A 22,232-nucleotide genomic window follows, 5' to 3' on the forward strand; every position below is an offset into this window, starting at 1 on the left:
CGGACGGCCGGGTCAGTTCCGCGTCCACTTCTGGTTGCCGCCCCCGGTGCAGGTGGCGAGGTCGATCAGCGTTCCGTTCCCCGTGCCGTTCCCGATGGCGTCCAGGCACAGGCCCGACTGGGTGCCCACGATCGTGCCGTCGGACTTGAGCGTCCACTTCTGGTTGGTGCCGCCGGTGCAGGTCCAGATGATCGCCTTGGTGCCGGGGGTCGTGCCCTGGCCGCTGGCGTCGAGGCAGGAGCTGCCGTAGACGCGCAGCTCACCCGCGGCGGTCGAGGTCCACTGCTGGTTGGCGCCACCGTTGCAGTCCCACAGTTCCACCTGGGTGCCCGACGTCTGCGACGCGTTGGGCACGTCCAGGCAGCGGCCCGACCCGGCGCCGACGACCGTCGACGTCGTGCCGCCGGTTCCGCCGCTGCCCGGGGTGATGGACAGGTTGTCGAACTGCGCCGTCTCCCCCTGGCTCGTCGCGTAGCCGACCTGACCGGCTCCCCACGTGGAGTCGTTCGCCGAGCCGACGGTCGCGCCGTCGACGACGGCGGTGATGGTGCTGCCGGAGAAGGTGAGCGCGAGCGTGTGCCACCGGTTGGTGCCCAGCGCCGCGACCGTGCCGTGGGCGACGGTGGAGACCGTGCCGTTGGTGTTCGAGCTCAGGATCGACCAGTTCCCGGTGTCGCTCACGCGCAGGTGGTAGGCGTTGAGCCCGGCCGCTCCGGTGTAGCTCTGGCTGCCGGCGCGTCCGATCAGCTCGGCGTACCCGGACTTTTCGAGCAGGACGTCGGAGGAAACGGTGTAGTTGCTCCACCCCAGCTCGCCGAGCAGGGTGTGCGGGTCAGTCAGCGGGTCCCAGGTGATCGGCGCCTGCGCGCTCATCTGGCGCACGCACCGGCCCGCGCGGCCGCCGCCGCAGCCCGCCACCTCGAAGGAACCCTGCCAGTCCATCAGGTACTTCGCCTCGGCGCCGATCGCGGTGCTGTCGAAGGAATCGCTGTAGGGCAGGCTCAGCGCGCCCGGCGCCGGGCCGGCCGCGGCGCCCTTGCCCTGCCCGGTCGTGGTGGTGAGGGTGTAGACGTACCCGGGCTGCACGGTCAGGCTGAAACCGCCGCCGGACGGCGTGAGATCGGTGGTGTGCACGAAGTAGTCGGCCGCGTTGCCGGAGCCGACGTTGGTGGCCCACACGTGCACGGCGCCCGTCGACAGGCCGCCGGTCGCGGTGAAGGCCAGCGTCTGCGGCCCGCCCGCGTCCACCGTCTCGATGACCGTGCTGTAGTCCCGGTTGTTCGGCGACTTCAGCGAGACGTAGCTGCCGTTGTTGCGGTTGCCGCCGAGGTAACCGCTGGAGCCGTCGAGGTACTGCCAGCCGGGCGCGGTGAACTGGCTCGTCTGGGCCAGCACCCAGGCGTTCTTGCCGATCGCGTAGTGGCCGGACCACGGCTGCGCGGCCAGCGCGACACCCATGGTCGGGTACGGCAGGTTCGGGGTGATCGCGGCGATCACCGGCCAGTTGAGGTACGCGGTCATCTTCCCGTCGATGTACCCGCGGTTGAGGCCGCGGGCCATCGCCTGCGCGCCGCCGTTGTAGTCGTCCGAGCCGTTTTCACTGGCCCACAACGGTTTGCCGGACGAGCTGGCGGCCGCAGGCACACCGCAGTTCGACTGGGCCGAGCGGTAGCCGCACGGGTAGTGCGCGCCGATGATGCCGATGGCCGAAGCGAGAGCGGGGTTGGAATTGACGTCGTTGGCGATCGACCAGTCGGAGTCGGCACCCACGATCTTCACCGCCGAGTAGCCGGCGGAGTTGAGCGTGGACCGCAGGTTCTCGTACCAGCCGACGTTGTAGCCGCGCTCGTTCCAGCCGCCGAGGTAGTCGATGGCCAGGTTGTGCTGCTTGGCGCAGCCCAGCCACGTGGTCAGGTAGCCGAGCGTGTCGGTGGACCAGAAGTTGCCGCCGCCGATCCAGCCGGGCGCTCCCCAGGCCAGTCCGTACAGCTTGATGTTCGGGTTGCGGGCCTTCGCCTGTTCCGCGAGCCAGAACTCGTAGCCGACGTCGCAGTTGACGGTCCCCCGCGTGTGCTCGACGCTCGGCTCCGCGCCGGAGGTGGAGTTGGTGTCGCCGCCGATCTCGATCTTGAGGATCTGCACCGAAGCGCCGTAGCCGGGCTTGAACAGGTAGTCCAGGATCTGGCCGCGTTCCGGCTCCGGGTAGTCGATCAGCAGACGGGAGTTGCCACCGCCGCCGCTGATCGCCCCCACGCCGTCGAACGTGCGCCCGCCCGACGAGCCGTTGATCGTGATCGAAGTCGCGGCTTCGGCCGGTGCGGCCGTGACGGCCACGGCACCACTGGCGGTCAGCGCGAGGCAGCCGACCATGACCGCCGCTGTCCGCCGACGCCTGAACCTTGACATGACGAGTTCCTTTCACAGCAGTTACGCGGCTAGCCGAGCGTCCATTGCTGGTTGCTCCGGCCGTTGCAGGTCCACAGTTCGACGAGGGCGCCGTTGGCGGTGGACGCTCCGGTGACGTCCAGGCAGAGCCCGGACTGCCCGCCGGTGACCGTCCCGTCGGCGTTGACGGTCCACTGCTGGTTGGCTTGGCCGTTGCAGGGCCAGATGATCACCTTGGTGCCCGGACTCGTGCCGCGGCTGCTGGCGTCGAGGCAGTCGCCGCCGTTGTACACGCTGAGCGCGCCCGCGGAGGTGTGGGTGAAGCTCTGGTTCGAGCCGCCCGAGCAGTCCCGGATCTGCAGCTGCGTGCCGGCCGTGGTGGTCGAGTTCGGCACGTCCAGGCACTTGCCCGCGCCCACGGCGTGCAACGGCCCGGTCCCGCCGCCGGTGGGAGGCGGGCCGCCCAGAGCCGTCGCGGTGGCGGTGTAAGCGGGCTTGGGCTGGTAGTTGTTGTCGTACATGCTCGCGGCGCCGTAGCCGGGGAAGGTCCCGGGAATCCACGAATCGGCGTCACCGACGCCCCACTGCGAGACGCCGGGGCAGCGGGTGACGGCCAGGCAGTCCTTCACCACGGTGGCGTAGTCGTTGGCCTGCTGCTGAAGGCTGCTGCCGGAGGCCGGCAGCTGGATGCGGTCGTCGAGCTCGGTGATGGCGACGTCCAGTCCCAGCGCCGCGAAACGCTGCATGTTCGCCAGCATGGACGACGGGACCTGGCCGACGATGAAATGGCTTTCCAGGCCGATCCCGCCGAGCGGTACGCCTTGGGACAGCAGGGATTGCGCGAGACTGTAAAGAGCGTTGCTCTTGGCGTTCTCGCCTTCGATGTTGTAGTCGTTGATGTACAGCTTGGCGTTCGGGTCCGCGTTGTGCGCGGTGCGGATCGCGTCGGCGAGGTAGCCGGTGCCCATGGCGCCGGTGAAGGCGTCCTGGCGCAGGCTGCCGTCCTCGTTGAAGGGTTCGTTGATCACGTCCCAGGCGTAGATCTTTCCCTTGTAGTGGTTCACCTCGGTGGTGATGTGGGCTTCCATCGCGCCCTGGACCTGGTTGCGCGGCAGGCTGTTCACCCACCCGGGCAGCTGTGCGTGCCAGACCAGGTTGTGCCCGCGGACGCGCATGTTGTGCGACTGCACGAAAGACACGACGTTGTCGCCGGGGCCGAAGTTGTACGAACCGTTGCCGGGCTCGGTGGTGTCCCACTTCATCTCGTTGCCCGGGGTCACCATGTCGAACTCGGCGCCGGCGAGCGAGGTGATCGTCGCGTTGTTCACCATGTTGCCGGTGATTTCCGTTCCGATGTACCGGTTCTGGGCCTCGGCCAGCGAACGCAGCGTCGACGCCGCGTCCGCGGGCGGTGCCACCGCCACGGCGAGCGCCATCACGACGGCGGGCGCACCAAAACGGAAGCGGCGTGATCGGCGCGGTTTGCGGGTGAAGGGGCGCATGGCGGACTCCGATGGCGTCGTCGACATCTCTGCGGGTGGCGCGATCCCTGGTGTGACAGCGAAAACAGGTAACTCCCCGGCGGTGATCGCTGTCAAGTGAGGCGTGAAACGTGCACGGCCGCGGCTGAAACTTTCATCGACGTGCCACGGAAACCCAGTGGCAGCGCGGTTTTCGGCTGCGCGCACGTTGACCGCGTCCGACTCAGGACGTAACGTCCGCCCGACCCCGCCGGTCGAACCGGTTCGACCCCGCCGGCCCGTTCCGGCGGTCGCGTGCGACGCAGGAGGACCCATGAGAACGACAACCAGGCTCGGGCGGCTGCGGCCGGTGCTGGGTGCGGCGCTGGTGCTGGCCGGGTCGGTGCTGGCCCCGGCCACCAGCCAGGCGGCGGGCGAATCGCTGTCGGTGGACCTTTCCGCGACGCGAGGACCGGCGACCGGTGTGGGCGAAGGCTTCCTCTACGGCATCACCCAGGACGGCAGCCAACCGGCCGACTCGTTGCTGCAGCCGTTGAACATCAACGCCTTCCGCGGCGGCGGCTGGTTCTCCGGCGGCTGGATCAAGGACGGCTACCAGAACGGCGCCGCGACCAAGGCCGACGTCGACTCGATCATCGCGCAGGCGAAGCGGCTCACCCGGCCGCCCTACCACGCGCAGTACCAGGTGCTCGTCACCGACATCTACGGCCTCAACGGCGGGCAGCCGTCGAACACGGTGTACCCGTGCGACAACGGCGACTGCTCGAACTGGCTGAAGTTCATCGACGCCACGGTGGGCGCGCTGCAGGCCTCCGGGCTGAAGTTCGCCTACGACATCGACAACGAGCCGGACATCTCGGTGTTCTGGACGCGGAGTGTGAACAGCCCGCAGTACTTCCAGATGTGGGACACCGCCTACCGGGAGATCCGCCGCATCGCTCCCGGGGCGCAGATCGTGGGCCCGTCGTTCGCTTACACCCCGCAAAGCCGGCCCGAGCAATGGCGAACCTGGCTGGCGCACGCAAAGGCGGCCGGGACGGTGCCGGACATGATCACCAACCACGACGAGGGCGACGTCGACGACCCGGTCACCGTCTCGCAGTCCCTGAACAGCGCCCTGGCCGCGGCGGGGATCGGCGCGGTGCCGCTGTCGGCGAACGAGTACCAGCCCGCCGACCGGCAGACCGCCGGCGTGACCGCGTGGTACCTCGCGCGGTTCGCGCAATCCGGGTACACCAACGCGATGCGCGGCAACTGGGTCTGCTGCGTCACGCCGAACCTCACCGGCATCCTCACCCAGAGCGGCGGGACGTGGCAGCCGACGGGCAACTGGTGGGTGATGCGCGACTACGCCGACCTCACCGGAACGCTCGTCGGCACCGCCGGTCAGGTCGGCTCGACGGCGATCTCGGCGGCCGAGGACGCCACCGCCAAGCGCGCGGTGGCGATCATCGGCGATTCCAACGGGTACACCGGCGCCGCGTCCGTCACCTTCACCGGCCTGGGCTCGGTTCCCTGGCTGGCGAGCAACGGCAGCGTGAACGTCACGGTGCACCGCATCCCCGACCAGGCGCCCTTGGCCGCACCGCAGGTGGTGTACAACCAGAACGTCAGCGCCGGCGCGGCGATCACGGTGCCGCTCACGTTCCAGGCGTCCCACGACGCGTTCGCCGTCTACCTGACACCCGCATCGGGTTCCGGCGGCGGGTTCCCCACCGGTTACCACCGGCTGGTCGCCGCCCACGACAACCTGTGCCTCGACGTCTACGGCAACACAGCGGCCGCGGGCGCGGCGATCGACCAGTGGACCTGCAACGGACAGTCCAACCAGCAGTTCCAGTTCATCCCGGGCACCGGCGGCTACGGCGAACTGCGGGCGCAGAACTCCGGCCAGGACGTGGCGGTCTCGGGCGGTGCCACGGTCCAAGGCACGCCCGACATAGTGCAGCAACCCCCGAACTCGGCCACCGGCAACCTGTGGCAACCGGTCCCCCAGTCCGACGGCTCGTACGAGTTCCGCAACCAGCGCAGCGGTTTGTGCCTGGACGTGCCCAACGCCGGCACCAGTCCCGGTCAGCAGCTGGATCAGTGGCCGTGCAAGGACGCACCGGGCACGAACCAGGACTTCCTGGTGGGCTGAGGCGTCGGAGGTGGCGGTCCGGAACTCGATGGCCGGCGGTTCCGGACCGTCTCACTCATCCCGGAACGGCCACGAAGCCGCGGAACGCCTCGAGCAACTCACGCAGCGACCGCGAGTCGCAGGACGCTTCGTAACTCTCGCCGTCCGCCGACGTCCAGAGCCAGCGACCCGGTCCGAGGTCCACCTTCGACCTCGGCAGCACCCGGCCCTCCGCACCAGTGCCCACGATGTCGGCACGCAGCCGCCAGCCCGGATTGTCCAGCGTCTCCAGCCGCACGCCGAATTCGTGCTCCCAGGCGCCGTCGCACCTCGCGTCGAGGTCGAAGGTCGCCTCGCCGCCGGTCCTGATCCTGGCTGATAGTAGTCAGCCCGCGCGACATCGGCCTTGAGGAAGTTCCACCGGGAAGGTCGCCGGCGCCCTGGAGGTCGTGGCGCCGGCCTCCCGTCAGGTCAAGCGCCCGCCATCGCCGGGTGCAGGACTACCTTCGTCCAGCCGTCGTCGCGCTTGTCGAAGTGCTCGTACGCCTCCGGTGCGCGGTCGAGGGGCAGCTCGTGGCTGACGATGAACGACGGCTCGGCCTTGCCCGCGGCGATCAGGTCGCGCAGCTGCCGGTTGTACTTCTTCACGGGCGCCTGGCCGCTGCCGATGTGCTGGCCCTTGAACCAGAACATGCCGTAGTCGAAGGCGAGTTTGCCTTGCTTGGCCAGCTCGTCCTCGGCCCCCGGGTCCTGGGGCACGAAGACGCCGACGTTGCCGATCTTCCCGGTGAAGCGCACCGAGGCGACCAGCCGGTTCATCGTCAGGTTGGCCTTCTCCTGCCCGTCGGGTTCGTGCGCCTGGTAGCCGACGCACTCGCAACCGTTGTCCGCGCCCAGTCCGATCGTCTGGTCCAGCACGGCTTGCACCGGGTCGACCTTCGAGTCGTCGATGGCGATCGCGCCGATCGATTCGGCCAGGCGCAACCGGTCGGGGCGCCGGTCGACGACCATCACCTTGCTCGCCCCGCGGATGGTCGCCGAGAGGGCGGCCATCAGCCCGACCGGACCCGCGCCGTAGATGACCGTCTGATCGCCGGGCACCACACCGGCCATCTCGGTGGCGTGGTAGCCGGTCGGGAAGATGTCGGCGAGCATCACGTAGTCGGTCTGGCGCTGCTCGGCGTCCTCGCCCAGCCGCAGGCAGTTGAAGTCACCCCAGGGCACGCGCAACAGCTCGGCCTGTCCGCCGGCGTACGGGCCCATGTCGGCGAAGCCGTACGCGGCACCGGCCATCTTCGGCTCGGGCTGGGCGGTCAGGCAGTAGTTCGTCAGCTGACGCTCGCAGTTCTTGCAGTGCCCGCAAGCGATGTTGAACGGCAGGACGACCCAGTCGCCCACCCGCACCTTGTCGACCCCGTCGCCGACCTCGACCACCTCACCCATATTTTCGTGCCCGAACCAGCGGCCGGTCTCGAAGTCGGTCCGGCCCTCGTACATGTGCAGGTCCGAGCCGCAGATGTTCGCCGACGTGATCCGCACCAGGACGTCGGTCGGCCGCTCGATCCGCGCGTCCGGCACGTCCTTGACGCTGACCTGCCGCGGACCCTCGTACACCACTGCCTTCACGATTTTCTCCTCGTCGTGGATTTCCCCTCGGGGCACGAATGTCCGGCGGGCACACCGCTAAACCACCACCGTCCGAACGTGTCGGTGGGTTAGCCGGATCGCCGAGGGGTAGCCGCCGTCGATCGGATACAGAGCGCAACCGGATACGGAGGCTGACCATGACGCGCTCGGTGAGCCCGACAGCAGAACGAAAAAAGCACGAGGAGGTGCAGCGGCAGGGCCGGCGGTTGGGCTGGTTGAGCCTGGGCCTCGGCGTGGCACAGGTGGCCGCACCGCACACCGTGCGCCGGATCAGCGGCGTGGACGACTCCGCGAGGTCGCGGGCGGTGGTGCCGGTCGTCGGTGTGCGGGAACTGGTCCACGCGGCCGGGTTGCTCGCCGGCCGGCGGAAGGGCGCCTGGGCGTGGACCCGGGTCGCGGGCGACGCGATGGACCTGACCGCGCTCGGCATCGCCCTCGCCCACCGCGGCGGGAACCGCCGCCGGCGGCTCGCCGGGGTGACCGGCGCCGTCGCCGGGATCACGGCACTGGACTTGCTGACCGCCGTGCGCGCGACTCGCGCGCACGGCGGTACCCCGCGGGCGGCGCGGGAAGCACGCAAAGGAGATTCCGTGGAATTGACAGCAGCGACAACCATCCGCAAACCCGTGCCGGACGTTTTCGCGTTCTGGCGCGACCTGGAGAACCTTCCGGCGTTCATGGCGCACCTCGAGCAGGTCCGCACGACCGGCGACCGGACGAGCCACTGGTCCGCCAGTGCCCCGTTCGGCAAGGACGTCGAATGGGACGCGGAAATCACCGAGAAGACGCCCGGCGAGCGGATCGCGTGGCGGTCGACCGGGAAAGCCACCGTGCCGAACGCCGGCACCGTCTGGTTCGCACCCGCGCCCGACGGGGAGAGCACCGAGGTCCACGTCGTCCTGGTGTACGAAATCCCCGGCGGCGCGGTGGGCAAGGCAGTCGCCAAGTACTTCGGCGAAGAACCGCACCAGCAGCTCGACGACGACCTGCGCCGGCTCAAGCAGGTCCTGGAGACCGGCGAGGTCGTCCGGTCCGACGGCGCTCCGTGGGGCAAGCGGGCGCGCAAGGAATTCCCCCAGCGTCCCGCGCAACCGCTGTCGGACGCCGAGCTCGAGAAGGGACCGGACGCATGAGGGCGAACACCTGGGCGGGCCGCAACAAGGTCGAGGTCCGCGACGTCCCGGACCCGAAGATCCTGAACCACCGCGACGCGATCGTCCGGATCACCTCCACCGCGATCTGCGGCTCGGACCTGCACCTGGTCGACGGGTACGTCCCCACCATGCAGGACGGCGACGTCCTGGGCCACGAGTTCATGGGCGAGGTGCTCGAGGTCGGCCCGGGCGTCGATCCGGGCCGGCTGCGCGCCGGGGACCGGGTCGTCGTGCCCTTCCCGATCGCCTGCGGCGCGTGCGCCGCCTGCGCCGCGGACCTGTACTCCTGCTGCGAGAACTCCAACCCCAACGCCGGGATCGCCGAGAAGATGTTCGGCCACCCGGTCGCCGGGATCTTCGGCTACTCGCACCTGACCGGCGGTTTCGCGGGCGGCCAAGCGCAGTACGCGCGCGTGCCGTTCGCCGACGTCGGCCCGATCAAGATCGAGTCGGACCTGACCGACGAACAGGTGCTGTTCCTCTCCGACATCCTGCCCACCGGGTACATGGGCGCCGAGATGTGCGACATCCGGTCCAGTGACGTGGTCGCGGTCTGGGGCGCCGGCCCCGTCGGCCAGTTCGCCATGGACAGCGCCCGGCTCCTGGGCGCCGCGAAGGTCATCGCCATCGACAAGGAGCCGTACCGGCTGGAGCTGGCGGAACGCGCGGGCCACATCCCGGTCAACTTCGAGGAGGTCGACGTCCGGTCCCGGCTGCTGGAGCTGACCGGTGGCCGCGGACCCGACAAGTGCATCGACGCCGTCGGGCTCGAAGCCACCCACGGCAGCGCGCACGTCGCCGCCTACGACCGGGTCAAGCAGGCCGTGCGCTCGGAGACCGACCGCCCGCACGCGTTGCGCCAGGCGATCCTCTCGTGCCGCAGCGGCGGCGTGGTTTCGGTGATCGGGGTCTACGGCGGCCTGCTGGACAAGTTTCCCGCCGGTGCGTGGATGAACCGGTCGCTGACCCTGCGGACCGGGCAGTGCCACGTGCAGCGCTACATGCAGCCGCTGCTGCGGCGAATCGAACGCGGGGAGCTCGACCCGACCCGGATCATCACCCACACGCTGCCGCTGGAGGAGGCCGACCGCGGCTTCGAGATGTTCAAGAACAAGCAGGACAACTGCGAGAAGGTCGTCCTCAAACCCTGACCGGCGCCCGGATCCGGCCACCGTCGAAGCCGGTGGCCGGATGCGGGGCCCGGCGACCGCTCAGTCGTCCCCGCCGTTTTCGGCTTCCTCGGCGCGTTCGCGGTTGCGCTGCTGCCGCTCCCGCTCACGCCGGCTGTAGGTCGCCCGGCGGACGCGTTCCTCGTCTTCGACGCTCGAACCCACCGCCCCGGCGACGATGCCCACGGAGGTCGCGAGCCACACCAGCTTGAGGTAGGAAGCCGGCCCCGCCGGGTGGCCGAGGACTTCCCCGAAGTAAGTGCCTTCGACCAGGACGATCGACGCCACCAGCGCCAGCGCGAACAGGATGGCGTACATGCAGGCGACACCGATGGACAGCGTCAGTGCGGTGGAGGCGTTGTACAGCATGGCTTTCCGCCGGTCGAGGTGCCCGGACGGGGAGTCCCACAGGTGGTTGTGCACCATCAGCCAGCCCGCCATGACCACGATCGCCAGGACCGTGATCCCGGCCAGCCGCAGTGAGGGCAGGGCTTCGGCGAGCTTCCAGAACGAGGTGGTGATGATGCCGTACGCGGCGGTGGCCGCCGCGGCCGCGGTGGCGCCGGCGAGGTTGGGCACCAGCCGCCACGGGCGGTTGTCGCGGATCATCCCGGCGAGCAGCCGCAGCCGGCCGCGCACACCCACCAGGGCCAGGTGCTCGTCGGCGGCGCCGCGGCCGTGGATGTGCCGCGTCGGCGCCACCACCTCCCGCAGCCGGTCGAGCATCCCCCGCGGGGGGTCCGCCTCCTTCGCCGAGCGGTGCGCCACCAGGTGCCGGACCAGGTGGATGACCAGCCGGGACGCCCGGCCGCGCAACCGCAGGGCACCCAGCGCGGGCAGGGACACCATCGCCACGCCGTGGTCACCGTTGTAGTCCGACGCGATCGGGACCGTCCCGGCTCGCCGCGGGAGGTCGGTGATCAGCACCAGCAGGTCCCAGCCGTGTTCGGCCCGGCGCTCCTCCGCCAGGGCCAGCATGGGAATGTCACCCTTCTCGTTCAGGGGAAGCGACTGCGTCTCGTGCTCGACGCGCCAGGCCGTCTCCTCACCGAGGTCGCGGGCCAGGCGGGCGGGCAGGTCGTCCGCGATTCTCCCGGCGAGCTGCCCGGGCAACCCGTCATCGGTCAGCAGGCCCACCACCAGGGCCTCCGGCGCACGCTGGGCGGTCATACTCGAGCCTTCCCTCGGGTTTCCGGAGTGAGCTCTCCGGGTTCCCGGCTCGATCACCGGCAAACGCCCGGCCGGGCGTTTGCCGCCTGAAGCACGGGGTACGGCCGTTCCATGAGCGAAAAGGACGCTACGACGACCGGCGACGATCTGCGCGCCGAAGAGTTCGACCGCGCCGCGGTGCAGACGGTGCTGGCAGCCGGCGACTGGGCGGGGTGGGACGACCTGCTCGACTGGCTGCGCTCCGAAGGCCCGGGCGTCCCGGAGCTGTCCCCCGGTGCGCTGCGCGGCATCCGGCAGGACGCCGAACGGGCCTGCGCCATGGGATTCCCCTTCCCCCACGACCCGGACCACCTCTACGCCGTCCTTCGCGGCCAGCACCTCGCGCGGGCTCATGACTGAGTTTGTCCCGGAGGGCCGCGGGTAGCCGCCGCAGCGTGGATCGTTGGTACCGCAACGGGGTCATCTACTCCCTCGACATCGAGACCTTCCAGGACTCGGACGACGACGGGGTCGGTGATCTGTGCGGCCTCACCGACCGGCTGGACTACCTCGCCCGGCTCGGGGTGGACACGATCTGGCTCAACCCGTGCCATCCCTCGCCGCGTCGCGACGGCGGCTACGACATCACCGACTACTACGGCATCGACCCGCGCTTCGGCACGCTGGGAGACTTCGCCGAGCTCGTGAGCCAGGCCGACGAGGTCGGCATCCGGATCGTGCTGGACCTGGTCGTCAACCACACCAGCGACGAGCACCCGTGGTTCCGGTCGGCCCTCTCCGGCCGGGAGGCGCCGCACCACGACTGGTACGTGTGGGCCGACCACGAACCCGCCGACCGGTGGGACGGCTGCGTGTTCCCCGGGTCCGAAGCGGAGACCTGGAGCTACGCCGAGTCCGTCGATCGCTGGTTCCGGCACCGGTTCTACCGCTTCCAGCCCGAGCTCGACGTCGAGCACCCGGCGGTGGCGGCCGAGCTGGCCAAGATCGTCACCTTCTGGCTGCGGCTCGGCGTCGCGGGCTTCCGGGTCGACGCGGCCCCGTTCCTCATCGAGTCGCGCGGGCGACGGGACTTCGGCCTCCTGCGGCGGCTGCGGGAAACCGCTTCCTGGCAACGCGGGGACGCGATTCTGCTCGCCGAGGCGAACGTGCCCGAGGACGAGCTGCTCGAGTACTTCGGCACCGCGGACGACGAGGCCAGCCGCGCGACGATGCTCTTCGACTTCGGGCTCAACCAGGCCCTGATGCTCGGGCTGGCGCGCGGCGACGCCGAGCCCGTCCGGGAGCGGCTGCGGCACTCGCCGCGGCTGCCGGGCCAGGCCCAGTGGGCCACCTTCCTGCGCAACCACGACGAGGTCGACCTCGGCGGCCTGTCCCCCGCCGAACGCGGTGACGTGATCGGCCGGTTCGGGCCGGAGCCCCGCATGCAGCTCTACGACCGCGGCATCCGGCGCTGGCTGGCCTGCATGCTGGACGGCGACCGGCGCCGGCTGGAACTGGCCTACAGCCTGTTGCTCACCATGCCCGGCAGCCCCGTGCTGCGGTACGGCGACGAGATCGGCATGGGCGAGGACCTGGCCCTGCCCGAGCGCACCGCGATCCGCACGCCGATGCAGTGGTCCGACGGGCCCAACGGCGGGTTCTCCCGCGCGCCGGCCGAGCAGCTGGTCGCCCCGCTCGTCCAAGGCGGCCCGTTCGGGTACGAGCTGGTCAACGTCCTCGGCCAGCGCCGGGACGCGACCAGCCTGCTCACCTGGTTCGAACGGGTGCTGCACACCCGCAAGGAGTGCCCGGAGATCGCCGTCGGCCGGCACGAGCCCGTCGACGGCGGCCCGCCGGAGGTGCTGGTGCACCGCGCCGAAACGGCCAAGGGCCGCATGGTGTTCGTGCACAACCTGGGTCCGTCCGCCTGCCGCGTCCGCATCCCGGCCGAGGCGGACGACGTCGCGATGGCGGTGTTCGAGGACAGCGGCTACGACGACCGGATCGACCCGGCGGACGTGGCCGTCGCCGGCCACGGCTACCGCTGGATCCGCCTCGTCACTTCCTGACCAGCCACGCGGCGGCGTCCGGCGGCACCCGGCCTCCGTCCGTCGGCACACTGGACAGCAGCACCCGCGCGTCTTCCGGCAGCTCGAAGGGCTCGGCGGACAGGTTCACCACGCACTCGAACCCCGGCTCACGCGCGAAGAACAGCACTCCCTCCGGCGCGGGCCGCCACGTCATCGTCCCGTCGCCCAGCGCGGGGTGCTCCCGCCGTGCGGCGAGGGCGGCGCGGTACAGGCAGAGCATCGACTGCGGGTCGTCGCCCTGCGCCCGCACGGTCAGCTCCCGCCACCGGGCCGGCTGCGGCAGCCAGGTCGGCACGCCGGCGTCGGTGAAGCCGAACGGCGGCGCCGTTCCCGACCACGGCAGCGGCACCCGGCAACCGTCCCGGCCCCGTTGGGTGTGGCCGGAGCGTTCCCACGTCGGGTCGGTCAGCACGTCCTCGGGCAAGTCCTCGACCTCCTCCAGGCCCAGTTCCTCGCCCTGGTAGAGGTACGCGCCGCCGGGCAGCGCCAGCATCAGCAGCAGCGCCGCGCGGGCTCGCCGCCTGCCCAGCGGGAGATCGGCCGGCTCGGGCGGGCAGGGGTGGTCCTCGACCCGGGTGTTGGCGCGGCCGAACCGCGTCACGTGCCGGACCACGTCATGGTTGGACAGCACCCACGTCGCGGGCGCCCCCACCGCGTGCAGGGCCTTCACCGTGCAGTCGATCACCGAACGGAGCGCCGCGGCGTCCCACGAACAGCGCAGGAAGTCGAAGTTGAACGCGGTGTGCAGCTCGTCCGGGCGGACGTAGCACGCCAGCCGCTCCGGCTTCGAGACCCAGGCTTCGGCGACGAACACCCGGTCCGGGCCGAACTCGCTCGCGATCTTCCGCCACGACCGGTAGATCTCGTGCACGCCCTCGAGGTCCCAGTGCGGGTGCCGGGTGCGGTCCGGCGGCCGCATCAGATCTTCATGGCCGGACCCCAGATCGGGGAACGCCGAGTCTTTCACCAGGCCGTGGGCGACGTCGATGCGGACGCCGTCGACCCCGCGGGCGAACCAGAACCGCAGCAGATCCTCGAACTCGGCGCGCACTTCCGGGTGGTCCCAGTTCAGGTCCGGTTGCTCGGGAGCGAACAGGTGCAGGTACCACTCGCCGTCCGGCACCCGCTTCCACGCGGGACCGCCGAAGACGCTGCGCCAGTCGGTGGGCGGCCGCTCCCCGTCGGCGCCACGGCCCGGCCGGAAGTGGTACCGCGCCCGTTCGGGCGAGCCGGGCCCGGCGGCCAGCGCGGCCCGGAACCACCGGTGGCGGTCGGAAGTGTGGTTCGGCACGACGTCGATCAGCAGCCGCAGCCCGGCCCGGTGCACCTCGTCGATCAGCTCGAGCGCGTCCGCGTCGGTCCCGAACAGCGGGTCGACGGCCCGGTGGTCTTCGATGTCGTAGCCCCCGTCGACCATGGGCGAGCGGTACCACGGCGTCGTCCACACCGCGTCGACACCCAGGTCGGCCAGGTAGCCGAGCCGCGAGCGCAGGCCCGCGAGATCCCCGGTGCCGTCGCCGTTCGAGTCGGCGAAGCTGCGGGGGTAGACCTCGTAGACGACGGCGTCGCGCCACCAGTTCGCGGAGTCTTCCATGGTAGCCGGGTAGCCGCTCCGGCCGCGCTCAACCGGGTCGGCCCCCGGACCCGACGGCTTCGTCGATCCGCTCGGCCAGCCGCAGATCCGGTTCGGTCACGACCCCCTCGCGGCCGGTGCGCAGCCGGAACGTCACCCCGCCGTCGGCCCGCTCCACGTGGGCGTGGTTGTTCATCGCCCGCGCCTCCCGCTGGACGCGCTCGACCAGCGGCGTGATCCGGTCGTCGGGCAGCCGGACCGTGCGCTCGATGCCGTGGCGGTCCCCGGACCACCCGGTCAGGTGACGCAGGCCGCGGGCCACCTCCTCGTCCGACAGCCGCGTCGGGACCTCCGGCCGATGGCTCGCGGCGTCGCGGGGCGACTCGCCCGCGGGAGTGAGCACCTCGACAACGGAACGCGGGAGGCGTCCGCGAAGCTCCTCGGCCAGTCCGGGATCGGTCCGGGTGAGCGCGGTCAGGACCGCCTGCGTCAGGTAGCGGGCCCGCTCAGGGGTGGTCCGCAGCCGCCGGGCCACCGCGGCTTCGACGTCGGTGCCCGACTTCAGGTTCGCCGGCCCGGGGATCGCGCGCGGGACCGGCCTCGGGGCTGGGCAGCCGCTCGGCCAGCCACTCGCGGCCGGCGTCCGGCAGGCACCGGGCGAGGGCGGCCACGACCGCGCCGAGCACGGCCCTCGCTTCGGCCGCGTCGTCCAGCTCGGCGACGTCTTCGACGGCGGTCAGCCACTTCTCGTGCTGTACCACGGCATTCTCCTTCCCACGTGTGCTCTTCGGGTCGCGTACCCGCCGAATCGCCTTTCACGCGGGGAAGAACGGAGGGAGGGCTAAACCAGGGTCGCCGGCGGCGAGTAGTACGGGTTCTCCAGCAGCACTCCGCACATCAGCACCTGCGGGTGCGTCTTGAGCAGGTCGAGCACGATGTTCTCGCGGTAGCGCGAGATGTCGTACATGCAGAGGATCGCCTGCGGGTAGCGGCTGGTGAAGTCGTTCAACGCGGCCTCGTACCGGAACAGCTCGGTCAGCCCGGGCAGCTGCGGGTGCCACCAGCGCGCCTCCGCGCCGAGCCGGACGAACGGGTAGCCCGCGGCCATCGCGGTGGACACGGCCTCGTCCCAGAACTCGACGATCCGGTCCACGGTGAAGTCGTCCGGCGACAGCAGCGTGTCCCCCGCGGCCCGGATGTCCAGCTGCGCCGAGTCGACGCGCGCCCCGATGTCGTCGACGTCCTCGCCGAGCCGGTCGAGAAAACCGCCGACCTCCTCCTCGTGCACGCCGAACAGGCACTTTTCGCCGGCACGCAGGCCCTCGCTCAGAAAGGGCAGGAGGACACTGTCCCGACCTTCCTCGCCCACGTACACCGCGCAGATGTGCTGCCCCGGCTCGATGACTATGCCGGGGGTGCCGAACTTCCGGGAAGCGGTCACGACGGAATCCTCCGTTCGAAGCCGGGGTGGTGCCCGTCTTCGGTCGATGAGACGCAATAGGGGTTTTCGACGAGCGTTCCGGCCGTCCAGACCTTCGGATGTACCTTGATCAACGGGAGGATCAAGTCGCCGCCGAACAAATCCAGGTCGTAGAAGCACAGAACGACCTGCGGGAAATCCTTTCCCCAGGCGGTCACGGCGACCTCTTCGGCGAGGAGCGCGTCGATCAGCGCGGAACTCAGCCGGGGCGCGGCCCAGCTCATGTCGCCGACGATGCGCCCGAAAGGGTGATCACCGGTGCCGAGCTTGCGCCGCGACCAGCCGTCCAGCATCGCGAAGAGCGCGTCGGGCGCGAACTCGCCGTCTCGGAGGTGGCCGCTGCCCGGTTCGGTCAGCATGAGGTCGCCGGCGTGGGCCAGCCGCTCGCGGATGGTCTCCCGCTCACCCTCGGCTCCCAGGTAGAGCACGGCGTCCCCCGCCCACAGGCCCTCGGCGAGGAAGGGGATCAGGAGACGGTCCCGCTCGGCTCTGCCCCGGTGGAAGACACAGAGGTGGTCACCCGGCGCGAGCGCGACTCCGCCGAGGGTCACCTCACGATCGGTCCGCTCGTGCTGGTCCATCGTCACCTCCGGTCACGGCGATCCGTGCAGTACGTGCCACATCCGGGTGGCGAGGTGCAGGTTCAGCCTGCTGTCCACGTCGTTGAGGTCGAGCTCCGTGATCTCCCGGATCCGGCCGAGCCGGTAGCGCAGCGTGCTCCGGTGGATCATGAGCGCGGCGGCGGTGTCGCCGTAGCTGCCGCCGCACTCCAGGTACTGGGCGAGCGTCGCGACCAGCTCGGCGTTGCGCTGGGTGTCGTAGTCGAGCAGTTTCCCGAGCCACTCGCGGACGAACTCGACGACGTCGCCGTGGTTCTGCCCGGTGTCGAGAATGCGGTAGATCCCCAGCTGTTCGATCCCGGTGACCCCGTTCGGGGTCTGCGAGCCGCGCCGGATCTCGAGCGCCCGCACCGCTTCCGCGTAGGACTTGGGCAGCCGCCCCGGGGAGTCGCAGCGGCTGCCGATCCCGATCGCCCCCTCGGCACCGAGGCTTTGCGAGAGCGAGGCGTGCAGCACCGCACCGTCCGGCCGCCCGGCGACCAGCAGCACGACCGCGCCCGAGTGGCGCGACACGAGCGAGGCGAGCCCGAGCGCCGTCGCGGCGCGTCCCGTGGCCTCGGCGACCACGTCGTCGGCGAGACCACCGGCCCACCGCAGCACGACCACGTGGTGCGGACGGCGAAGATCGTGCCCGATCGCCTCGGCACGGGCGTACGCGCTCTCGTCGTCGGTTCCGGCGATGAGGTCGTCCACCAGGTCGCGGCGCAGGCGCAGCTCGACCTCGGCCAGGCTGCGCTGGTGCGAGAGTTCCAGCGCCAGCACGGTCGAGCCGTACTCGAGCGCGAACACCTCGTACGCGCCGGCCGTCCGCGCGGGGTCGATCAGGGCGAGCACGCCGAGCACCTCGTGCCGGGGCTTCACCAGGGAGATGAGCCGGTCCTTCACGCGGACCGGTTCGGGCAGGGTCGCGGCGTGCCGGAGCAGCTCCTCGCGCCGGTGCACGGCGACCTTCGGGTACGGGTCCGGCCGGCCGGGGCCACCCCAGGAGCGCAGGTTGCCGAACCGATCCTCGATCGCTACCGGCAGCGCGGTCAGCTGGTGCAGCGCGTGCGCGATGCCCGGCTCGCCGGCCCCGGAGGCCGAGATGGAGGACAGCACGTCGTGCACCTGCGTCTGCTGCTTGAGCCGCTCCAGCGACGTGGACAGCTGGTCGTTGAGCTCCCGCAGCGCCACCGAGTGCCGCCGCTCCCGCTTGAGCAGCGCGGAGTTGGCCAGCGCCGCGGCGGTCTGGTGACCGAGCGAGTTGAGCAGGAAGAACTCGTCACGGGAGGGGGACTGCCCGGCCCGGACCACGAGGTAGCCCGTCAGGCCGCCCAGCCCTCGCAGCGCGTAGCACCAGCGCCAGAGGCCGTCGGCGAGCTCGATCCGCCCGCTCTGCCCGTCGAGCTTGCCGACTTCCGCGGCGAGGTCGGCATGAGCCTCCTCCACACCGTCCTGCGCGGTGACCTTGCCGTCCTCGTCGACGAGGTACGCCGCATCGGTCGTGCAACCGCTCAGCGACGGCACCGAGGTCGCGGCGAGCCGCATGATGTCCGCCGCTTCGCGGCCGTCGAACATCATCATCGAAATCGCGAAGAGGCCGTAGAGATTCGACAGCTGCGCACGCCACCAGCTGTCCGACTTGGCTTCCTGGCCTCGTGAGGCCGTATCGTCCTCGGGCGTCATTTCGGCCTCCCCGACCCCGACCTGGTGTTTCGCACCCTACGCCGTCGGCATGTGTTCTGCCGGGCCGACAAACCCCCCGGAAATTCGGCCTGCCGGGCGCACGCGGGCGGTGGGCGCCTTTGCCACGGTGGACGCATCGGACAGGCACTCCCCGTCGCCGCACGCCGGGCCTGGCACGGGAAATCCTGCCCGCCGGGAAAACCAACGCGAAATCGGTTCGGATCGGACACTCCCGGTAGGACGATCCGTCCCGGATTGGGACAAGATCATGACACTGATGCGCTTCGATCCCTTCCGTGATTGGGAGCGGGTGAGCGAACAGGTGCTGAGCGGGCGCACGGCCCCACGCGCCATGCCGATGGAGGCGTTCCGCCGCGGCGACGAGTTCCAGGTCGCGCTCGACCTGCCGGGCGTCGACCCGGACGACGTCGACGTGTCCGTCGAACGCAATGTCGTCACCGTGCGGGCGACCCGCCGGCCGGCCCGCGACGAGGGCGCCGAGCTGATCATCGACGAGCGGCCGCAGGGCGAGTTCAGCCGCCAGTTGTTCCTCGGGGACAACCTGGACACCTCCAAGCTGTCGGCCGACTTCGAGCGTGGCGTTCTCACGCTGCGGATCCCCGTGGCCGAGTCGAGCAAACCCCGCCGCGTCGAAATCGGGAGCCACGACGAGCGGCGCCAGCTCACCGACGATCGCGCGGGTGCCCCCGCGCAGGCTCGAGCCGAAGAACACGCGAACGCCTAGGAGGCGAACCACCATGACCGCACAGCCGGGCGCGACCGCGCCTGCCCCACGCCACGCCGCCGAACGTGTCCCCATCGCCTCGTACGACGACTACAGCGAGGCGGAGCGGGTTGTCGACTACCTTTCCGACCAGGGGTTCCCGGTGCAGCGGACGGCCATCATCGGCCGCGACGTGCAGCTCGTCGAGCAGGTCATCGGCCGGCTCGGCCTCGGCGGCGCCGCCCTGCGCGGCGCCGGCTCCGGAGCGCTGACCGGGCTCCTGATCGGCTGGCTGTTCGGCCTGTTCAACTGGTTCACCCCGGTCCTGGCCACGCTGACGCTCGCGCTCTACGGGCTGGTCTTCGGCGCGATCGTCGGGGCGGTCTTCGGGCTGGTCATGCACGCGCTGCAACGCGGCCGCCGCGACTTCGCGTCGGTCCGCGCGATGACGCCCACCCGCTACGAGGTCGTCGCCGACGCCGAAGTCGCCGATGAGGCCCGGGCGTTGCTGGCGAAGCTGCCCGCCAAGTCAGGAGGTGTGTGATGGCCAAGGCGGTCGGAATCGACCTCGGCACCACCAACTCGGTGATCGCCGTCTGGGAAGGCGGTGAGCCGAGGGTCATCCCCAACACGGAGGGTGCCCGGACGACCCCCTCGGTCGTCGGGTTCACCGAAAGCGGTGAACGGCTGGTCGGGCAGCTCGCCCGCCGTCAGGCGATCCTCAACCCGAAGGGCACCATCTATTCGGCGAAGCGGTTCATCGGCCGCAAGTTCGACGAGGTGTCCGACGAGGCCAAGGCGGTCGGGTTCGACGTCGTCGAGGGAGAGGGCGGCGTCGTCCGCTTCGACATCCGCGGCAAGCTCTACTCGCCGGAGGAGATCAGCGCGCAGGTGCTGCGCAAGCTGGCCGACGACGCGGGCAAGAACCTCGGTGAGCGGGTGACCGAGGCCGTGATCACCGTGCCCGCGTACTTCAACGACGCGCAGCGGCAGGCCACCAAGGACGCCGGGAAGATCGCCGGGCTGACCGTCCTGCGGATCATCAACGAGCCGACCGCGGCCGCGCTGGCCTACGGGCTGGACTCCCAGCAGCACGAGACCGTGCTGGTGTTCGACCTCGGCGGTGGCACGTTCGACGTGAGCCTGCTCGACGTCGGCGACGGCGTGGTCGAGGTCCGCTCGACCGCCGGGGACAGCCACCTCGGCGGCGACGACTTCGACCGCCGGATCGTGGACTTCCTCGCCGACCGGTTCCGGTCCGACAACGGCATCGACCTGCGGCAGGACGCGCAGGCACTGCAGCGGCTGTTCGAAGCGGCGGAGAAGGCCAAGGTCGAGCTGTCCTCGGTCAGCCAGACGAGCGTCAACCTGCCGTTCATCACGGCCGACGCGAGCGGGCCGAAGCACCTGACCACCACCATCCGGCGCTCGGAGTTCGAGCAGATCACCGCGGACCTCGTGGAGCGCTGCCTCGGCCCGGTGCAGCAGGCGATGTCCGACGCCAAGGTGAGCGCGAACGACATCGACGAGGTCATCCTCGTCGGCGGCTCGACCCGGATCCCCGCCGTGCAGAGCCTGGTCCGCCGGCTCACAGGCGGCAAGGACCCGAACATGAGCGTCAACCCGGACGAGGTCGTCGCGCTCGGCGCCGCCGTGCAGGCCGGCGTGCTCAAGGGCGAGGTCAAGGACGTCCTGCTGCTCGACGTCACCCCGCTGTCCCTCGGCGTCGAAACCCGCGGTGGCGTGATGACGAAGATCATCGAGCGGAACACCACGATCCCGGCGCGGCGCACGGAGGTGTTCTCCACCGCGGAGGACAACCAGCCCGCCGTCGACGTCGTGGTGCTGCAGGGCGAACGCGAACGCGCGGCCGACAACCGGGTGCTCGGGCGGTTCCAGCTCACCGACATCCGGCCGGCCCCGCGCGGCGAGGCGCAGATCGAGGTGACGTTCGACGTCGACGCGAACGGCATCGTCAACGTCACCGCGCGCGACAAGGACACCGGTGCCGAGCAGAGCATCACGATCACCGAAAGCTCGAACCTCGACCAGGGCGAGGTCGAGCGGATGGTCGCCGAGGCCGAGCGCAACCGCGCCGAGGACGAGCGCCTGCGCGAGGAGGTCGAGGCGCGCAACCTGCTCGACACGGCCGCCTACCAGGTCGAGAAGGCGATCACGGACCAGACGCCGGCGCACGAGAAGGCACGCGCGGAGATGCTGGTCGCCGACGCACGCGAAGCCGTCCAGTCGAACGCGCCGCTGGACCGGGTGCGCGAGCTGACGTCGGAGCTGCAGCAGGTACTGGCGGGGCTCACCGCGGCCCGGCCGGGCGGAGACGGCGGTCCGCCGCCGGAGCGAGCGCCCTCCGAAGACGACGACGTGATCGACGCCGACTTCGACCGAGCGTGAGGAAACCATGGCCACCACAGGGAAATCCACGGAGCCGGGGACATCCTCCGTGGACGCCGCCGGGACGGGCGCCGAGTCCGGCCCCCAGGACGCGCCCGTTCCGGCGGTGGGGCACGACCGGATCGCCGAGCTCGAGGCGAAGGTCGCCGAGCTGGAGGACCGCTGGCGCCGGGCGGCGGCCGACGCCGACAACCAGCGCAAGCGGTACGCGGCGGAGCTGCCCGCCGTGCGCAAAGCCGAACGTGCCCGGGTCGCCGCCGCCTTCCTGCCGATCCTCGACAACCTCGAACTGGCGCTCGCGCACGCCCAAGCCGACCCCGCCGCCATCGTGCAGGGCGTACTGGCGATCCGCGACCAGGCCGTGCAGCTGCTGGCCGGCCTCGGGTACCAGCGTGACGACGAAAGCGACGTCCCGTTCGACCCGGCCCGGCACGAGGTGGTCGCCGTCGACGACGACCCGCACGCCGAGCCGAACACGGTGACCCGCGTGATGCGGCCCGGGTACGGAACCGGCGACGGGCAGCTGCGGCCGACCGCGGTCTCCGTGGCGAAACCGCGGGGGTGAGC

20 protein-coding genes are annotated in these 22,232 nt (G+C 70.7%); 9 read left to right on the plus strand and 11 right to left on the minus strand.

Features of this window, described 5'->3' with window-relative positions; genetic code table 11:
• Positions 1 to 12: 12 nt before the first annotated feature.
• A complete protein-coding gene (locus tag ACZ7OH_RS25545; protein WP_470283066.1) occupies positions 13 to 2,406 on the minus strand; it encodes a ricin-type beta-trefoil lectin domain protein in 2,394 nt (797 codons plus the stop codon).
• A 29-nt stretch (positions 2,407 to 2,435) separates the two neighbouring features.
• Entirely contained in the window at positions 2,436 to 3,887 is a 1,452-nt protein-coding gene (locus ACZ7OH_RS25550) for an endo-1,4-beta-xylanase (protein ID WP_470283067.1), read from the minus strand.
• 292 nt (positions 3,888 to 4,179) lie between these two features.
• Here ACZ7OH_RS25550 and ACZ7OH_RS25555 point away from each other — a divergent pair, with 292 nt between their 5' ends.
• Positions 4,180 to 6,006, plus strand: coding sequence for an RICIN domain-containing protein (locus tag ACZ7OH_RS25555; protein ID WP_470283068.1), 1,827 nt, complete (start codon positions 4,180 to 4,182; stop codon positions 6,004 to 6,006).
• Between the two features lie 55 nt (positions 6,007 to 6,061).
• Here ACZ7OH_RS25555 and ACZ7OH_RS25560 read toward each other — a convergent pair whose 3' ends face one another.
• Positions 6,062 to 6,355 (minus strand): Imm53 family immunity protein, encoded by a 294-nt coding sequence (locus tag ACZ7OH_RS25560; RefSeq protein ID WP_470283188.1) that lies wholly within the window; start codon positions 6,353 to 6,355, stop codon positions 6,062 to 6,064.
• 101 nt (positions 6,356 to 6,456) lie between these two features.
• Positions 6,457 to 7,611, minus strand: coding sequence for a glutathione-independent formaldehyde dehydrogenase (locus ACZ7OH_RS25565; RefSeq protein WP_470283069.1), 1,155 nt, complete (start codon positions 7,609 to 7,611; stop codon positions 6,457 to 6,459).
• Between the two features lie 158 nt (positions 7,612 to 7,769).
• On the opposite strand from ACZ7OH_RS25565, the gene ACZ7OH_RS25570 reads away from it, so the two are divergent.
• Complete coding sequence (locus tag ACZ7OH_RS25570; protein WP_470283070.1) at positions 7,770 to 8,765, plus strand: SRPBCC family protein; 996 nt, start codon at positions 7,770 to 7,772, stop codon at positions 8,763 to 8,765.
• Positions 8,762 to 9,937, plus strand: a complete 1,176-nt coding sequence (locus ACZ7OH_RS25575) for a zinc-dependent alcohol dehydrogenase (protein WP_470283071.1) — start codon at positions 8,762 to 8,764, stop codon at positions 9,935 to 9,937. Before ACZ7OH_RS25570 ends, ACZ7OH_RS25575 begins: the two co-directional genes overlap by 4 nt.
• 60 nt (positions 9,938 to 9,997) lie before the next feature.
• On the opposite strand, the gene ACZ7OH_RS25580 is transcribed toward ACZ7OH_RS25575, so the two are convergent.
• Positions 9,998 to 11,125 carry a hypothetical protein gene (locus ACZ7OH_RS25580; RefSeq protein WP_470283072.1) on the minus strand — a complete coding sequence of 376 codons (1,128 nt, stop codon included), beginning with the start codon at positions 11,123 to 11,125 and terminating at the stop codon, positions 9,998 to 10,000.
• Between the two features lie 111 nt (positions 11,126 to 11,236).
• On the opposite strand from ACZ7OH_RS25580, the gene ACZ7OH_RS25585 reads away from it, so the two are divergent.
• Together ACZ7OH_RS25585 and ACZ7OH_RS25590 are read left to right on the plus strand one after the other, a co-directional pair.
• Positions 11,237 to 11,524 carry a hypothetical protein gene (locus ACZ7OH_RS25585; protein WP_470283073.1) on the plus strand — a complete coding sequence of 96 codons (288 nt, stop codon included), beginning with the start codon at positions 11,237 to 11,239 and terminating at the stop codon, positions 11,522 to 11,524.
• Positions 11,525 to 11,559: 35 nt separating this feature from the next.
• Complete coding sequence (locus ACZ7OH_RS25590; RefSeq protein ID WP_470283074.1) at positions 11,560 to 13,173, plus strand: alpha-amylase family protein; 1,614 nt, start codon at positions 11,560 to 11,562, stop codon at positions 13,171 to 13,173.
• On the opposite strand, the gene ACZ7OH_RS25595 is transcribed toward ACZ7OH_RS25590, so the two are convergent.
• From ACZ7OH_RS25595 to ACZ7OH_RS25620, 6 genes are all read right to left on the minus strand, one after another.
• Positions 13,163 to 14,788 (minus strand): glycoside hydrolase family 13 protein, encoded by a 1,626-nt coding sequence (locus ACZ7OH_RS25595; protein ID WP_470283075.1) that lies wholly within the window; start codon positions 14,786 to 14,788, stop codon positions 13,163 to 13,165. The two genes, ACZ7OH_RS25590 and ACZ7OH_RS25595, sit on opposite strands and share 11 nt — an antisense overlap.
• Before the next feature lie 28 nt (positions 14,789 to 14,816).
• Positions 14,817 to 15,302 (minus strand): 4a-hydroxytetrahydrobiopterin dehydratase, encoded by a 486-nt coding sequence (locus ACZ7OH_RS25600; RefSeq protein ID WP_470283076.1) that lies wholly within the window; start codon positions 15,300 to 15,302, stop codon positions 14,817 to 14,819.
• Complete coding sequence (locus tag ACZ7OH_RS25605; protein ID WP_470283077.1) at positions 15,274 to 15,528, minus strand: DUF2267 domain-containing protein; 255 nt, start codon at positions 15,526 to 15,528, stop codon at positions 15,274 to 15,276. Before ACZ7OH_RS25605 ends, ACZ7OH_RS25600 begins: the two co-directional genes overlap by 29 nt.
• Positions 15,529 to 15,608: 80 nt before the next feature.
• On the minus strand, positions 15,609 to 16,208 hold the full coding sequence (locus ACZ7OH_RS25610; protein WP_470283078.1) for an MEDS domain-containing protein: 600 nt from the start codon (positions 16,206 to 16,208) through the stop codon (positions 15,609 to 15,611).
• Positions 16,205 to 16,828, minus strand: coding sequence for an MEDS domain-containing protein (locus tag ACZ7OH_RS25615; protein WP_470283079.1), 624 nt, complete (start codon positions 16,826 to 16,828; stop codon positions 16,205 to 16,207). The genes ACZ7OH_RS25610 and ACZ7OH_RS25615 overlap by 4 nt, the downstream gene beginning before the upstream one ends.
• A 12-nt stretch (positions 16,829 to 16,840) precedes the next feature.
• Positions 16,841 to 18,532: a PucR family transcriptional regulator gene (locus tag ACZ7OH_RS25620; RefSeq protein WP_470283080.1), complete on the minus strand. Its 1,692-nt coding sequence runs from the start codon at positions 18,530 to 18,532 to the stop codon at positions 16,841 to 16,843.
• Positions 18,533 to 18,800: 268 nt separating this feature from the next.
• Between ACZ7OH_RS25620 and ACZ7OH_RS25625 the strand changes: the two genes are divergently transcribed.
• The 4 genes from ACZ7OH_RS25625 to ACZ7OH_RS25640 are packed head-to-tail and all read left to right on the plus strand — an operon-like array spanning position 18,801 to position 22,230.
• Positions 18,801 to 19,277 carry an Hsp20/alpha crystallin family protein gene (locus tag ACZ7OH_RS25625; protein WP_470283081.1) on the plus strand — a complete coding sequence of 159 codons (477 nt, stop codon included), beginning with the start codon at positions 18,801 to 18,803 and terminating at the stop codon, positions 19,275 to 19,277.
• Between the two features lie 13 nt (positions 19,278 to 19,290).
• Entirely contained in the window at positions 19,291 to 19,800 is a 510-nt protein-coding gene (locus tag ACZ7OH_RS25630) for a YflT domain-containing protein (RefSeq protein WP_470283082.1), read from the plus strand.
• Positions 19,800 to 21,665 carry a molecular chaperone DnaK gene (gene dnaK, locus ACZ7OH_RS25635; RefSeq protein ID WP_470283083.1) on the plus strand — a complete coding sequence of 622 codons (1,866 nt, stop codon included), beginning with the start codon at positions 19,800 to 19,802 and terminating at the stop codon, positions 21,663 to 21,665. The genes ACZ7OH_RS25630 and dnaK overlap by 1 nt, the downstream gene beginning before the upstream one ends.
• A 49-nt stretch (positions 21,666 to 21,714) precedes the next feature.
• A complete protein-coding gene (locus ACZ7OH_RS25640) occupies positions 21,715 to 22,230 on the plus strand; it encodes a nucleotide exchange factor GrpE (protein WP_470283084.1) in 516 nt (171 codons plus the stop codon).
• Positions 22,231 to 22,232: the final 2 nt, after the last annotated feature.

The organism is Amycolatopsis sp. NPDC114478, assembly GCF_055633805.1.

What these genes read in the sequence shown, in the direction of transcription:
- ACZ7OH_RS25550 (WP_470283067.1), bottom strand. Translation starts at nt 3,887, where the DNA reads ATGCGCCCCTTCACCCGCAAACCGCGCCGATCACGCCGCTTCCGTTTT.
- ACZ7OH_RS25585 (WP_470283073.1), top strand. Translation starts at nt 11,237, where the DNA reads ATGAGCGAAAAGGACGCTACGACGACCGGCGACGATCTGCGCGCCGAA.
- ACZ7OH_RS25620 (WP_470283080.1), bottom strand. Translation starts at nt 18,532, where the DNA reads ATGACGCCCGAGGACGATACGGCCTCACGAGGCCAGGAAGCCAAGTCG.
- ACZ7OH_RS25555 (WP_470283068.1), top strand. Translation starts at nt 4,180, where the DNA reads ATGAGAACGACAACCAGGCTCGGGCGGCTGCGGCCGGTGCTGGGTGCG.
- ACZ7OH_RS25570 (WP_470283070.1), top strand. Translation starts at nt 7,770, where the DNA reads ATGACGCGCTCGGTGAGCCCGACAGCAGAACGAAAAAAGCACGAGGAG.
- ACZ7OH_RS25630 (WP_470283082.1), top strand. Translation starts at nt 19,291, where the DNA reads ATGACCGCACAGCCGGGCGCGACCGCGCCTGCCCCACGCCACGCCGCC.
- ACZ7OH_RS25545 (WP_470283066.1), bottom strand. Translation starts at nt 2,406, where the DNA reads ATGTCAAGGTTCAGGCGTCGGCGGACAGCGGCGGTCATGGTCGGCTGC.
- ACZ7OH_RS25580 (WP_470283072.1), bottom strand. Translation starts at nt 11,125, where the DNA reads ATGACCGCCCAGCGTGCGCCGGAGGCCCTGGTGGTGGGCCTGCTGACC.
- ACZ7OH_RS25625 (WP_470283081.1), top strand. Translation starts at nt 18,801, where the DNA reads ATGACACTGATGCGCTTCGATCCCTTCCGTGATTGGGAGCGGGTGAGC.
- ACZ7OH_RS25615 (WP_470283079.1), bottom strand. Translation starts at nt 16,828, where the DNA reads ATGGACCAGCACGAGCGGACCGATCGTGAGGTGACCCTCGGCGGAGTC.
- dnaK (WP_470283083.1), top strand. Translation starts at nt 19,800, where the DNA reads ATGGCCAAGGCGGTCGGAATCGACCTCGGCACCACCAACTCGGTGATC.
- ACZ7OH_RS25595 (WP_470283075.1), bottom strand. Translation starts at nt 14,788, where the DNA reads ATGGAAGACTCCGCGAACTGGTGGCGCGACGCCGTCGTCTACGAGGTC.
- ACZ7OH_RS25575 (WP_470283071.1), top strand. Translation starts at nt 8,762, where the DNA reads ATGAGGGCGAACACCTGGGCGGGCCGCAACAAGGTCGAGGTCCGCGAC.